The organism is Paenibacillus sp. FSL M7-0420 (assembly GCF_038002345.1).
Lineage (GTDB): Bacteria > Bacillota > Bacilli > Paenibacillales > Paenibacillaceae > Paenibacillus_AQ.
Map to the genome: position 1 here is coordinate 7,087,293 of NZ_JBBOCJ010000001.1, position 13,997 is coordinate 7,101,289.

General features: G+C 52.2%; 11 protein-coding genes and 1 pseudogene. 8 read left to right on the top strand and 4 right to left on the bottom strand.

Annotated features, from left to right (window positions below; genetic code table 11):
- Positions 1-39: 39 nt before the first annotated feature.
- Genes MKX51_RS30405 through MKX51_RS30425 form a run of 5 tightly spaced genes read left to right on the top strand, consistent with a single transcriptional unit; the run spans position 40 to position 4,294 of the window.
- The gene (locus MKX51_RS30405) at positions 40-756 is read left to right on the top strand and encodes a lantibiotic protection ABC transporter ATP-binding protein (RefSeq protein ID WP_340994972.1); all 717 of its coding nucleotides are present in this window, start codon (positions 40-42) and stop codon (positions 754-756) included.
- On the top strand, positions 749-1,477 hold the full coding sequence (locus MKX51_RS30410; protein WP_340994973.1) for a lantibiotic immunity ABC transporter MutE/EpiE family permease subunit: 729 nt from the start codon (positions 749-751) through the stop codon (positions 1,475-1,477). Before MKX51_RS30405 ends, MKX51_RS30410 begins: the two co-directional genes overlap by 8 nt.
- A gap of 1 nt (position 1,478) precedes the next feature.
- On the top strand, positions 1,479-2,237 hold the full coding sequence (locus tag MKX51_RS30415; RefSeq protein WP_340994974.1) for a lantibiotic immunity ABC transporter MutG family permease subunit: 759 nt from the start codon (positions 1,479-1,481) through the stop codon (positions 2,235-2,237).
- Positions 2,238-2,270: 33 nt separating this feature from the next.
- A complete protein-coding gene (locus MKX51_RS30420; protein WP_340994975.1) occupies positions 2,271-2,933 on the top strand; it encodes a response regulator transcription factor in 663 nt (220 codons plus the stop codon).
- Positions 2,930-4,294 (top strand): HAMP domain-containing sensor histidine kinase, encoded by a 1,365-nt coding sequence (locus MKX51_RS30425; protein ID WP_340994976.1) that lies wholly within the window; start codon positions 2,930-2,932, stop codon positions 4,292-4,294. The genes MKX51_RS30420 and MKX51_RS30425 overlap by 4 nt, the downstream gene beginning before the upstream one ends.
- 86 nt (positions 4,295-4,380) lie before the next feature.
- Here the strand turns inward: MKX51_RS30425 and MKX51_RS30430 are convergent, their stop codons facing one another.
- From MKX51_RS30430 to MKX51_RS30445, 4 genes and pseudogenes are all read right to left on the bottom strand, one after another.
- On the bottom strand, positions 4,381-5,274 hold the full coding sequence (locus tag MKX51_RS30430; protein WP_340994977.1) for an NUDIX domain-containing protein: 894 nt from the start codon (positions 5,272-5,274) through the stop codon (positions 4,381-4,383).
- A 26-nt stretch (positions 5,275-5,300) separates the two neighbouring features.
- Positions 5,301-6,311, bottom strand: a complete 1,011-nt coding sequence (locus MKX51_RS30435) for an AAA family ATPase (RefSeq protein ID WP_340994978.1) — start codon at positions 6,309-6,311, stop codon at positions 5,301-5,303.
- Positions 6,308-6,985, bottom strand: coding sequence for a nicotinamide riboside transporter PnuC (gene pnuC / locus MKX51_RS30440; RefSeq protein WP_340994979.1), 678 nt, complete (start codon positions 6,983-6,985; stop codon positions 6,308-6,310). The genes MKX51_RS30435 and pnuC overlap by 4 nt, the downstream gene beginning before the upstream one ends.
- A gap of 228 nt (positions 6,986-7,213) precedes the next feature.
- Positions 7,214-7,528: pseudogene (locus MKX51_RS30445) on the bottom strand (PD-(D/E)XK nuclease family transposase); the annotation flags it as partial.
- A gap of 195 nt (positions 7,529-7,723) precedes the next feature.
- On the opposite strand from MKX51_RS30445, the gene MKX51_RS30450 reads away from it, so the two are divergent.
- The 3 genes from MKX51_RS30450 to MKX51_RS30460 all read left to right on the top strand — a co-directional run bounded on the left by MKX51_RS30450 (position 7,724) and on the right by MKX51_RS30460 (position 13,599).
- The gene (locus MKX51_RS30450) at positions 7,724-9,253 is read left to right on the top strand and encodes an ATP-binding protein (RefSeq protein WP_340994981.1); all 1,530 of its coding nucleotides are present in this window, start codon (positions 7,724-7,726) and stop codon (positions 9,251-9,253) included.
- A gap of 269 nt (positions 9,254-9,522) precedes the next feature.
- On the top strand, positions 9,523-13,074 hold the full coding sequence (locus MKX51_RS30455) for a DUF3289 family protein (protein ID WP_340994982.1): 3,552 nt from the start codon (positions 9,523-9,525) through the stop codon (positions 13,072-13,074).
- Between the two features lie 21 nt (positions 13,075-13,095).
- A complete protein-coding gene (locus MKX51_RS30460) occupies positions 13,096-13,599 on the top strand; it encodes a hypothetical protein (protein WP_340994983.1) in 504 nt (167 codons plus the stop codon).
- The last annotated feature ends 398 nt before the right edge of the window (positions 13,600-13,997 follow it).

Sequence of the window (13,997 nt, forward strand, 5' to 3'; positions counted from 1 at the left end):
TCTGCTCTTAGAGTAGAGGCAGAGAAAGGATGATATACTATGCAGGAACATATTCTGGAAATACAAGATCTATGTAAAAGCTTCAAGCGCCAGACAGCCGTCAACAACGTATCGTTAACAGTCGCGCGCAATTCCGTCTACGGGCTGCTCGGTCCGAACGGTGCAGGCAAATCCACCCTGCTCAAAATGATTACCGGGATGCTGCGTCCCGATTCCGGGACAATCCGTTTCCAGGGGCAGGAATGGACCCGGAAGGACTTAAGCCGGATCGGCGTATTGATTGAAGCACCGCCGCTGTACGATAATCTGACCGCGAGGGAGAATCTCAAGGTACGCACACTGGCCCTCGGACTGCCGCAGTCGCGTATTGAAGAGGTGCTTGCTGTTGTCGATCTGACCGCTACCGGTAAAAAACGCGCCGGACAATTCTCCATGGGGATGAAGCAGCGGCTCGGCATCGCGATTGCGCTCTTGAACCAGCCGGAGCTGCTGATTCTGGACGAGCCGACGAACGGGCTGGACCCGATCGGGATTCAGGAGCTGCGGGAGCTGATCCGCTCCTTCCCGGAGCAGGGAATCACCGTCATTCTGTCGAGCCACCTGCTCTCCGAGGTGGAGCAGACAGCCGACCATATCGGCATCATCGCAGGCGGCGTGCTGGGCTATCAGGGGGCGATCTCCCCGGATCAGGACCTGGAGGCGCTGTTCATGCAGGTCGTAACAGCCCAGCGGAGGGAGGGTGCCGCTCATGCTTAATATCGTTAGGGCGGAACACCTGAAATGGCGGCGTACCTTCATTCCCAAGCTGGCCTGGATCGCTCCTGTATTCACTCTGCTCTTGTGCGCTGTTCTGATGGGCGGCGGCTTTTTTCAGAGCGGGTCTTACAACTGGTGGTACACGATGCTGTTGCCCGGAGCGCTGAGCCTGGTCTGTTCGCTGGCACTGCAGAAAGATGCGAAGCTGAAGTACCGGGGATTACTGGCCTTGCCCTTTACACCGGGAACGCTCTGGGCCGGCAAAATCCTTGCCTGTATCGGCTGGCTCCTGGCCGCCCTGCTCGTATTCCTGATCGGCGTTACAGCCGGGGGCCTGCTGTTCGGACAGACGATTACACTGCTGAGCAGTCTGGCGGGCAGTATACTGATCTTCCTCACCTTCCTGTGGCAGATCCCGCTGTGTCTGTTCCTGGCTGCCCGTCTCGGATTATTCGCAGCGGTCCTGCTGAACCTGTTTGGCACCGTTCTGGGTGTAGTTGAATTCGACAAGGGCGGCTTGTGGGACTACATTCCTTATACAATTACCTTCAGGCTCATGTGTCCGGTGCTGTCCATCCTGCCGAACGGCCTGCCGGTCCCGGCGGACAGCCCGCTGCGCAGCACAGACATGATTCTTCCGGGTACGCTGGTCTCTCTCGGATGGTTCGCCATCCTGTTCCTGCTCACCACCGTATGGTTCCGCAGACAGGAGGCGAAGTAGCATGAATGCACTTCCGGGCCTGCTCAGGGCCGATCTGCTCAAAATGCGGCGCACCCCGTTTCTCCTGTTCCATCTGGTGACCCCGCTGATCGGGGCTGCCCTGTTCGTGGCCTACTATTCCATCTCCCCTGCCAGTGAAGCGGGCAAGGTGATGGGGTTCATGCAGGCCGTCGCTTGTGCGTTTCCTACCCTCATCGGGCTGGTCTGTGCGATGGCGGCGGAGCAGGAGGCCGCCTCCGGAGGGTTCCAGGGGATGCTTGCCCTGCCTGCGGGCAGGACAACAACCTTTTTGAGCAAGCTGCTGCTCCTGCTGGGATTCAGCCTGGGGGCTGTCCTGCTAGTCTTCGTCCTGTTCAGCCTTGGCTTTGCCGGAATGCTGGGACAGGACCGCCACGGCATCCCCTTTTATCTCACCGGGTCTGTGATCCTGTTCGCAAGCAATATCCTGCTCTATCTGCTTCACTTCACAGTCAGCCTGCGCTTCGGACGGGGCGTCTCTATCGGCATAGGAATCACGGGAAGCCTGCTCGCCGCCCTGATGCTGACCGGTCTTGGCGATATCCTGTGGCCGTATATCCCCTTCGCCTGGGGCGGCCGCTTCCTCTCCCTGCTGGAGATTCAGCATTCGGGAGGCTTGCCGTCTTTTGCCGAAACGAGATTGGCCACCGGCGTATCCATCTGTATAGGAGCAACGATAGCTGCCGGCCTCCTCAGTATGATATGGTTCTACAAGTGGGAAGGCCGCTCTGCGGATAACTAGCTTACTAATCTGTAAATGAAGGAATTAATGATTATGGCCAAAATACTTGTGGTAGACGACGAACCCGCCATCCTGTCTCTGATAGCCAACGCGCTCAGTACCGACCGCCATCTGGTAACCACCTTCTCTGATCCCGCGCTGGTGCGCCGGACTGACCTCGGTGCGTATGACCTGATTCTGCTGGATGTGATGATGCCCGGCGTGGACGGCTTCACCCTGTGCCGGGAGATCCGCACGGCGGTGGATTGTCCGATTCTGTTCCTGACGGCGAAGACGCTGGAAAGTGACCTGATGTACGGACTCGGACTGGGCGCGGATGACTATATTATGAAGCCCTTCGGTATAGGTGCGCTGAGGGCGCGGATCAACGCTCATCTGCGGCGGGAGAGCCGGGAGAAGCGCAACATGCTGTATATGGACCCTGTGCGCTTCAACCTCTCCGGTAAAGAGCTCTACGCCCGGGAGGACAAGGTGCCGCTGACCAAAAGTGAATATGAAATCTGCGAGTTTCTGGCCCGCCACCGCGGTCAGGTCTTCTCCAAGGAGAATATCTATGAAGGGGTCTTCGGATATGACGGGGAGAGTGACAGCAGCGCCATTACGGAGCATGTCAAGAACATCCGCGCCAAGCTGGGCCGGTACGGGCTTGAGGCCATCGAAACCATCTGGGGGATCGGATACAAGTGGAAGCTGTGAAACAACGTAAAGCCGTGCGCCTGCGCACTTTTTTCCTGCACTATCTGCTGCTGCTCAGCCTGGGCACCGTTCTGCTGCTGGGAGGATTGCTTGGCGTATTCGCGTTGGCGTTCTCGTGGGGTGCGGTGCTGCCAGCCAACTATGACGAAAAGGAAATTGCCCTGTTCAAGCAGCAGCTGGCTGCAGGTGCAGCGGACACGGCTACGCAGGTCCCGGAACGGCTGGAGTACACCGTATTCACCCTGGACGGGAAGCCGCTGGCCGGCAATCTGAATGCTAAAGAGGCACAGCAGGCCTGGAGAATTACCCGGCAGGGGGACTACAGAGGCTCCTACTTCTACACCACCGCCGAGCACGGACAGAAGCTGTGGATCTTCCGTTATGTCTTGACGCCGCAGTACGCTTCTCCATTGCTGCGCAGCTCGCTGCCGAACCCCCAGCTTCTGGCCCCCGTGCTCTTTGTGCTCGGGTTTCTGCTTCAGGCTGGCCTGCTCGCAGCCCGGTTCGGCCGAAAGCTCTCGGAGCGGATGGCCGGGCTGCAGGAAGCGACCGAGAACATCCGGCGCGAGAATCTGGAGTTCACCGTCCAGCCCAGCGGCATCCAGGAGATTGATGAGGTGCTGGGCTCCCTGGACCGGATGAAGGATGCCCTGCAGACTTCACTGGAGAAGCAGTGGGAGCTGGAGCGCTCCCGCAGGGAGCAGATCTCTGCGCTGGCCCATGACATCAAGACGCCGCTGACCATTATCCGGGGCAATGCCGAGCTGCTGCAGGAGATTGTAGAGACTGAGCCGCAGCGTGAATACAGCGGCTATATCCGCCGCAGCGCCGCAGACATCGAAGCCTTCGTGCAGGAGGTCATAGACTTGTCCAGCCTGCAGGCCGGCTCATCCCGCCAGCAGACTCGGGTCCCGGCTGCCGAGCTTATAGCCGAGCTGGAGCTGCAGATGATGGCCCTCGCAGCAGGCAGGGACCTGCAGACCTCTGTCCGGCAGGAGAAGCTGCCGGAATTCCTGTTCATTCACAAGGAGCTGCTGCTGCGGGGCATCATGAACCTGATCGCCAATGCGGCCGAACACACGCCGACCGGGGGAAGCATTGCCCTGCTCGTCCAGGGCGAAGCCGGGGCGGTTCAGTTCACGGTTACCGATACCGGCAGCGGCTTCTCAGCGGCCGACCTGCGGGAGGCCACTAACCAGTTCTACCGGGGTGATCCGAGCCGCAGCTCCGGGAATCATCACGGGATGGGGTTATATATTGCGAGGTCTGTAGCTGAGCAACACGGAGGCAGTCTGCGCCTTAGCAATGTCTCCCCATCCGGGGGCGGGAAGGTCACGATGCGCATTGCCGCGCCTGAGTAGCGGCACATCCAGTTCGTGGCTGAATTCCATTGTTCTTAATATTGCTCTTCCTGCGTTCATGGATGATTTCCTCCGATTTAATAGATTCAGACTTCTCCCCAGTTCCGCTGATACAAGCGGCGGGAGGGTGTGTGTTCCGTATGCTCTGTGTACAGGTTAGTTGCGGTTACAAGCGCAGCCACCTTGTCCAGGAAGAACGCCTTCAGCAGCTCCTGGCCGAGAATCACCTCGTAGACCTGCTGCAATTCCGCCAGGGTGAAGCGCGCAGGCATTAAGTGCAGTGCGATTCCTGTTCTTTCCGTCTCCTGACGCAGCTGTTCAATGGCATAGGCAATGATCTTAGCGTGATCAAAAGCAAGTCCGTCATTGGACAAGACGGCATACTGCACCGATCTGGCCGCCGGTGCCGCCGTCACCGTCTGTTCTACCACCGCAGTCAGCGCCTGGTTTGCGGCCTCCAGCCGCAGCTCATAGGTACGGGTGCGGATGCAGCCTTGCTCCAGCAGCTCTTTATGCTCCTGCCGGAGCTGGTAGCTTACCTTGAACCAGGCCGCAGCCTCGGCATCATCCCCTGCCTCTAATTGGCTGCGGCGGCTGTCGACCAGCGCCATATAACTGCTGCTGATCACCCAAGTTCGGGGGTCGCGCCCGGGATCGCTGAAGGTGCGAAGCTGCTCCAGATAGACGCCGCTAACCCCAGTCTCCTCATACAACTCCCGCGCAGCCGCCTGCTCCCCGCTCTCATGCGGCTCGATGAAGCCGCCCGGCAGCGCCCACTTGCCCAGGCAAGGATGCCCGCCTCTGCGGATGAGCAGCAAGCGCAGCTCCTTCGCCACAGCCACGGGTATATGGTCTGCCGCTGCATCCGTGGCGGTGAAGATCACCATATCCGTAGCCACTGAAGGCCGCACATAATCCCCAGGCCGGTACTGTTCCAGGAATTCCTGTTCCGTAAGTCCGTTACGATCTCTCAATTCCACACTCTCCGCCTCCTCTGCCCTCTGGTTCAATGCTCCAGCTCACCGAAATAATTCCCGTACGGCTTGAATTTTGCCAGTACACTGTCCACCTTGCTTATACGTTCCGTAAGCGTGCCCCTAAGGGTTATATAGGGAATCCGCCGCTCCTTCAGGTCTGCGATAATCTGCTTGTGGAACACCTGCCGCTTCTGATCCCCGCTGCGGTCCCACGTATCGTCATACGGAATATCATCGTCGCACAGGAAGAACAGGTCATAGCGCTGCGCGTTCTCCAGGGCCAGCCGGGTTAGCAGCTCAGGTGCCTTCCCATGGTAATCCAGCGCATACATATACGTGGTAATCGCATTCGTATCGACGAATAAATACCTATTGGCGTCAAGCAGTGCCTGCTCTTCCCGCTCCAGATGCCCCACCGCGATCTCGTCAAAAGCCTCCAGCCCAATCCGGCGGTCCACCTGATGCTCTGTCCAGTAATCCCGCCCGTATTCACTGGCGAAGGCCGTACCGTATCTCCGGGCAAGTGCTTCGGTGATCGTAGACTTGCCGGTAGACATCGCCCCTACAAATACGACCTTGGTAATTAGATCGCGGTAGACTAGCCCGCTGACATAACCCCGGTATTGGTACGGGTCCGAGCGGACCATCGTGGCCGATACCGGAACCTGCACCCTCGCCTCATCCACCCGACGGTCAATAGCACCCAGCGCCAGACTCATATGTTCTCCGTAGAATTCACTCGAATAAAAATGGGTCACCTGCTCGCCCTTCAGCAGCCCGAGAATATACTGCTCCTCCCGGATCTCATGCTCCCTGTCATCCGAGTATCCATCGGGGCCGTCCCAGGCCTCGATTACCCGGACGGCAGGATAGAGGCTGCGAATCCAGTTCGCCCGGATCTGCAGAGGTACCGGAGAGACCTTGGTCTCATAGATCACCACAATCAGTTCGTCAACCTCCCGCAGCGCCGTCTCGAACATGAACTGGTGCCCTTTATGCAGCGGGGCGAACTTCCCGAGTGTTAATCCAAGTGTCTTCACGATAGCGCCTCCTTAGCACCTTTGTTCCAATTGTAGTAGCCGTAGACCGCATTGATCAGATAGGCGCTCCACATGACAATCATCAGCAGCCCCTCCCCGCTGCCTTCCAGCGTCCGGATCACCCAGAGCAGCACGGTGAACATATTCAGCACAATATAGACCAGCCACTGCTCCTTGAAACGGCGCACCATCAGCATCGTTGCCACTACCGATAACACGGTAGTCAGGGCATCGATGTAAGGTGAATTCTGCGCAGGAATGAACGATAAGCCGAAGCCCAGCAGCAGCGCTCCCGCCACACAGACTGCACCGGTGAGCAGGATGCCCCTCGTTTCCATATGGCGCATGGACAGCCTGCCGCCGTGCATGTTTCTTTTCCACATATAGAAGCCTACAATATTCATCGGCACAAAAAATAGCAGATTCAGCATAACCTCGCCGAATAATCCGTTGATATAGGCCAAATAAGCATATCCGAACGTATTATACATCCCGAATCCATAGCTCGCCAGCTTCCCCTTCGCCGTCAGCACCACGCATAGTACCCCGGTGATGAAGACCGTGAACCCGAAGAGCGAATCCTTGGACATCACCGTAAAAGTAACAGCGATCAGCGTAAATATCACCAGCCAGGCGAGTTCAAACCCGCTCCAGTTGCCGGGTGCCTTCTTCATGCTCATCCCTCCGCCCAATCCGCTTCTCCCGGAAGCTGATTACTTATTAACTAATTGATAATTACATTTTGTTAATATCAAAATAACAGAAATTTGATTGGGATGCAAGCCCGAATCATTGCGGTACATGCCAAAAAAGGGCCATTCCCTAAGGAAGGCCCTAAAACCTGTTATTTTCATTAACACAGCAAATAATATCGCCTGCCGTTTTGACAGCCTATTTCAACTCTACTTTTTTAGAGCGATAATCTCAGCCTCAGGCAACCCGGAAGCCTTCGCTATAATAGCTGTATCTACTCCAAGCTTAAAAAGCTCCAGAACCATCTGATGTGACTTCCTTTTCTCACCGCGAGCTTCGCCCTCAGCAAGTGCTCCTTCAATCATGGAAGCTTCATCATGCAGAAACTTTTGTCTGTCTTCATACAATCGGCGGGCCTCGGCATCATGACTAAGAAATTCCAACGTGTCCATTACTTTTTTCAAGACAGGATCGTTCATCGTCAGCACCTCCCAATTGGATTTATCGACACCCTTCAAAAACACTTAAAGTAACTTGCTCAAGTGGATTTAAAAGCATGCTAATAATATAACGTAGGATCGAATTTCTCTGTGTTACCATATCAATAATTACGGTGAACCCTATAATAATAAACGGAAATTCTAAAAACAAAATTCATCTTGTTTTTCCATAATAATCAAATGTATACTATTGGAATAACATAATTTGTGAGGTGCTATGTGAGCGAGCTCTTTATTCCAATTGCTTATGAAGATGTAATTAACAATTTCCCCAGTAGTGAACTAGATCTTAAATTAATGGAGTTTGTAGAACCGAATGCAGATATGGAAATAGAAATTAATACATTATGCCTTGAAACAAGACACTCAGGTAAAATTGTTTTCATTCTAGGAAAACCAGGAACCGGAAAGTCAACATTTATTCATTCTCTAAAGTGGAGACCAAATATTTCTCTAAGAACTCTTGTTTCCATAGACGCTGCTACATTGAACAATAGTTTATCAGAATTACTTGATGAAGTGAAAAATATCTCAATAGAGGCAACAGAGAAAAAAGATAAAGGACCAACAGCAATAATAATAGATTATTTAGAAGATATGCAAGGATTTGACGATGGAAATATTAAGAGCTTTTTCCGAAACTTAAACGGAGTTTTAAGAAAAAGTCCGTTATTATTAATATGGCCAGTTACCGAAAAACAAGAAGTAGATGCGATGCTAAGTTATGCTGAAAGTGTTTCGGGTACATTATTTTTAAAAGGAAAAGAAGTTTTAGACTTTACGGGTCCTCATAGTGAAAAGTTTGTTGATATTGCTAAAAGAACATTATCTGTATTGAATGCAGGAAAGGAGTTAGATGATTTTAATCTCATTCATGAAGATCTTGTTGATACTTTTGAGGAAGTTTTAAAGCTTCCTCGAATTGATATCAACTTGAGGGAGTACTATAAGTTGTTAAAGGCGCATTGGCAACAGAAATCTGGATACTTAAATAACATAAATGCAAAGATACCAAAACCTACAGAAGTATGGTTCTTGTTTGCTTATAAAAATGCTGAGGATATTGTAGCCCAGTTTTCGAGAAAAACAACAAGAATTGAGGATGCTTGGAGTGTTATTACTGACCGGTTCTCGGAATATATAAGTAACAATAATCAGAGGAAGGTTGCATGGGATGCCCGGCGGCTACAGTTGGCGTTTTATGGTGCATTAAAAACTAGAGTAATGTACATGCCAACCAATACTTTAATATCTATTCTAGCATCATATTCAAGCAGTACTGAATTAAATAAAATGCTCGGAACAATGGATATCCCTGTTTCTTGGAGAAAGAAATCGACGACAAAATCATCGTTAAAAAGATCCCCAATGTTTCGCCAAATTTTAGGTGAAGTCTATCCATCGGGTAAGCGAAAGGGTGGGCCTACAGGAGCGGCTTTAGAAAAGGCAGAACCCATATTCGGGAAAACTGTGAATTGGATTAGCACAGTTGGAAGTGATAAGGCATTAAACCATAGCATAAGTTTAGCCTTAGAGGATGCCGGAATAAGAAATGTTGCTTCTGAGAAACCTCATCCCTGGATTCCAAACATAATTCCTGACATTTTTATCGATCTTCCTGATAAACAAATATGTATTGAGTTCCATTATACTAATAAAAATGAACCCTATGTTCTAGCTGACTATGTTTTAAGAAAGCTTGATATATATGTTGCACAATTGACAAGTTTAATAAGTTTGAAACTCTAAGTGAATGGAATCCATTGCGGATCTTACGAGCTTTTAACTCGATCTCAAACAAATCTGTTCTCACCTCAATAGAACTGTATGTATCCAGAGAGCTTGCCAGTTAACCCTATGAGACCCCCTTATCAAAGGCGGTCTCATTTGTCGTTCTTCTACTATCCTTCCATTTGTTGTTGCCTAAACCTCTTTATGCAAATATGATAGATTTATATACTCCAAGATCTTACATATTCTCCACCCTATTAGCGAACATATAAGGAGGAACGGCAGCAATGTTCAAGAAAAGGATCATGAAACGAAGCTTCATCTTATTTGCCATTCTGGTGTTGGTATTCTCTTCTCTTCAGCTCAGGCCCGCTCTAGCTCAGGAAGACACGGGCGGCAGGCAGGAAATAACGTACACTGGAGAGGGGTACGAGGTAATCTACACGATTTCCTCCAAGTGGGAAGGCGCCTTTAACGCAGATGTCACAATCAGGAATACGGGGTACCGGACGCTGGAGAACTGGAGTATTGGTTTTACATCCCCTTATGAGATTACGAATATCTGGAACGGACAGGTACAGGCCTACGAGAACGGGATGTATACCATCAAGAATGCGGGCAGCAACCAGGACATTCCGGTAGGCGGCAGTGTGAATTTTGGCTTCACGGCTTCATTTGAAGGAGAAGTGCTGCTGCCCGCAGCATTTGCGATACTGGGCGCGCAGCAGATCGTACCGGCCGGGCAATACGAAGCAAGCTTCAAGGTGACAAGTGATTGGAGCAGCGCTTTTAACGGCGAAATTGCCATTAAAAATATATCGCACTCCGCCATTGAGGATTGGACGCTGGAATTCGATTATGACGGGAAGCTGGACCGCTTCTGGACGGCTGACATCACCAGCCATACCGGAAATCATTACGTTATACATAATGCGGGCTACAATGCCAACATTCAGCCGGGTGAGACTCTTATCCTGGGCTTCTCCGGGAGTCCGGGGAATGTGGTAAGCGGGCCTGCAGGCTATCAGTTGACGCAGATCTCTTCAAGGCAGGAAGCTCCTGAACCGGAGGGGGTATCCGTACAGCTCGATACGTACAGCCTCCAGCTTCAGAACAGCCCGGATGGAGACTACTACTTCCTGACCTCGAAGATGGATAAGCTGACCGGAACGCTGAGCGGGACAGCAAGCGTTACGGCCCTCACTTATCAGATTGAAGACCGAAATAAAGCAGTCCTCCAGCAAGGGACGATCCCTGTAAGTGCGGCGTGGTCTGCGGAAGGAATCGGGCTTGGCATCGGATACAATCTGCTGAAGCTGCGCGCACAAGTTCAAGACGGGACTGAAGTGACCAAAGAATATATGATCGTGAACTTCGACGAGGGCAATCTGGATAACCTCGGGATCGACCGGGAGAAGGACAGCGATAAGGACGGCATCAGCGATTACTATGAGGAGCATTATGGGCTCTCCGCTACCAGCAAGGATACCGATGGTGACGGATTAAGCGACCGGGATGAGCTGCTCGTGTTGAAGCTGAATCCGCTTGAACCGGACAGTGATAAGAATGGGACCGCTGACGGTGATGAAGACTACGATAAGGATGGATTAACCAATCTGGAGGAGCTGCTGCTGGGCACCAGCCTCATCAGCGAGGACAGTGACGGCGACGGTCTTACGGACGGCGAAGAGGTTCATACGCACAAGACCGATCCCCTGAAGGCCGACACCGATGGCGACGGGCTCTCTGACGCCTGGGAACTCAAGATCGGTAGCGACCCGCTTGTGCCTGAGGCGAAGTTCGCAAGAACGGTGAAGGCAGAGGATGCCGGGGGCAAGGCCGTTCCAAGTGTGTTCGTTGAAGGGATCACTGCGGAGCAGGTAGACAGTTTGTCTGTCCAGCCGGTCCAAGACGGCATTCTTAATGATACAACCATTCCCGGATACATTGATCAAGGCTATAATTTCTCCATCGAGGGAAGCTTTGAGAAGGCAACGATCTCCTTTGAGTTCGATCAGAGCCTATGGAATCAGGCAGACTTTGCGCCGCGGATCTACTATTACAATGAAGAATCACAGCTGTTCGAGGAGCTGCCGGATCAGCAGGTGGACGGGAATGTGGTCTCGGCCGGGACGGCTCATTTCTCCAGATACATTCTCCTGAATAAGACGGTCTACGACCAGGTCTGGCAGTATAAGTTCCTGTATGATGAGGGGCAGGAGCATTATGCCGGGATGGATATCGCCTTCGTCATCGATTCCTCGGGCAGTATGTCAGATAATGACCGGAACAATGTGAGAATCAGCGTCACCCGGCAGTTTGTTGATCTGCTGACGGACAGTGACCGCGGGGCTGTGGTTGATTTTGACGACTATGCTACGGTATTATCCGGCTTCACTTCAGACAAGGCCGTGCTGAGTCAGGCTGCGGGACGGATTGATGCGTATGGCGGAACGACTCTGAGCAGCGGGATTGCCAGTGCGCTTAGTCTGTTCGCCGCCGGCGGCAGAGCGGATGTCCTGAAGTACATTATCATGCTCACGGACGGGGAAGGCTCTTATGACACCGCTCTGACTAAGCGGGCTGCGGATCAGGGCATCGTCATTTATACAGTGGGCCTGGGGAGCAGTATTTCGACCAGTGTGCTGACCAGCATGGCCCAGGGCACCGGCGGCAGCTATTATCATGCGAGCAATGCCAGCCAGTTGTATGGAATTTTCGATACGATTGCGGAGACTTCTGACCTGTACAAGGACACCGACAAGGATGGCATCAGTGATTATCATGAGAAGGAGATGCAGGCCGGAAGACTGCGTGTTGGTACTGGCGGTGCGGCTATCCGATTGAATTATCTGGATGCTGACAGCGATAACGACGGTCTTAAGGACGGGCAAGAGATCCGCATTGTCAAATCCGGCGACAAGGTCTACGCTTATTTGTACTCCAATCCCAACCTGGCCGATACGGACGGCGACGGCTTGAACGATGCGGTGGACAGCAGAAGACTGATTCCAGATGTGGAGCAGGCCTTAATCCTTCAATCGAATCACAGGGAAGGGATTCTGAAGACCGCTGCGCAGGGAACGTCCCCTGTCTCTGACGACCTGACATTCAATGACTACACGTATAGTGAATTAATCAAGCTGGGCCCGGTATTCTCGGTGGCCAGGATTACGCCCGAGTCCATGATCTGGGGCGAGATGGCCGTTCTGTTCGCTGTCGGTAAGATAGGTGCAACAGATGATATGAAGTTCGTTCTTGGCGATCTGATCTCAACCTTCAAATACAGCAAAACCATAACCGAGGGAACATCGGTAGCCCTTGGCGATACCTTCGATACCAGCAAATACATCAAGTATCATAACAGCCAGCTGGGCAACGCCGTTATTACTGACTCCAGCACCCAGAACTATGTAGAGCTCATCAAGAATTATGTTGTGCAGGAGCTGCGCAGTAATAACGGTGATCTGTCCAGGCTGAAATTTGACCCGAACAGCAGCCGGAATCTTGTGAATAATTATGTGAATCAATTTCCGACGAGCCCGTATCCGGTATTTACGGAGAAGAGCAATCTGGCGTTATCGCTCGCCATTCATGCCTTCCATGGTCAAAATATTACCATTAAGGACTTCAAGAACATCGGGGGGCAATTCAGCGGGAAGCTGGTATTCCATTTCTACGATCATTTCGGCCTGGATGCCGATGATGAGATCAATAATCCGGGATTTGTGGACTGGTTCACCCTGCAGCACTACGAACGGTTCAATGGCAAATATGTGCCGTTCATTACAACAATTGATTGCGAGCTGGAGTTCAGCGGCTCCGTAAAAACATTCTAAATAAGTAGGCAGGTGAAATGATTGAGCCGCAGGACACGAATCTTCATTGGCATGACCCTCATACTGTTGCTTGCAGCAGCAGGCTTCATCATCCGTTATGATCCCTCCGGGGCGAAATACGGACTATTCCATGAGCATAGCGGGCAGTTTGAGGCCGTGAAGTCGGAGACCCTGCTGCTGATGGACAGCCTGGATGAACGAAGTGATATCGGGAATACCTTCATCTACTCCAATAATGGTAATACCACCTCTCCGTTTCATGACAGTGTGAATACAGAAATGCAAGACAAGATCGGACAGATCGCTGCATGGTCCGGAGACAGCCTGGACTTCGTGCGCTACAGCAGGCAGGACGGGAAGCCGCTCCTCCGGTTCGTATTCGACTGGGAACGGGAGCATGGCCCCACCTATCATATCGTGTATTGCGCAAGTCAGAGCATGGTGGAGCAGGCCTATGCCGCAGAGCCGGTTAAGTATAAGCTGACTCCGCTGGCCGACGGCTGGTACGGAATCGAGATAGAATAGGTACCGTCCTAACAGGTGAAGGATGCTGGTGCTTTTCTCGTCGTCCGCTTGTAAGGAGCAGGATTGTTGCACTTTTTGCAGGATTCCTTTCAAAAAGATACTGGCTGGAGTACAATGTTGCATTATTTGCACAAATTTCGAAATTTAGAGCGAGTTAGCGCTGGATTTGTTGCATTTCGTGCAGGATTTCAGGCATATACCGCTTCTATGAGGTAGCATTGTTGCACTTTCTGCAGGATTTCTCTATAACTGTTACTTGCTGTGGAGCATGGGGTCCTTCTCTCAGCGCAGCAGTACCCATCGATATTCGGTTTTCGCATACATTAAAGAAGGGGTGTCCCACACCATGCAAATGGCTGAGACACCCCTTTCTTTTTTGAACAAACCGGTTGCCCGCT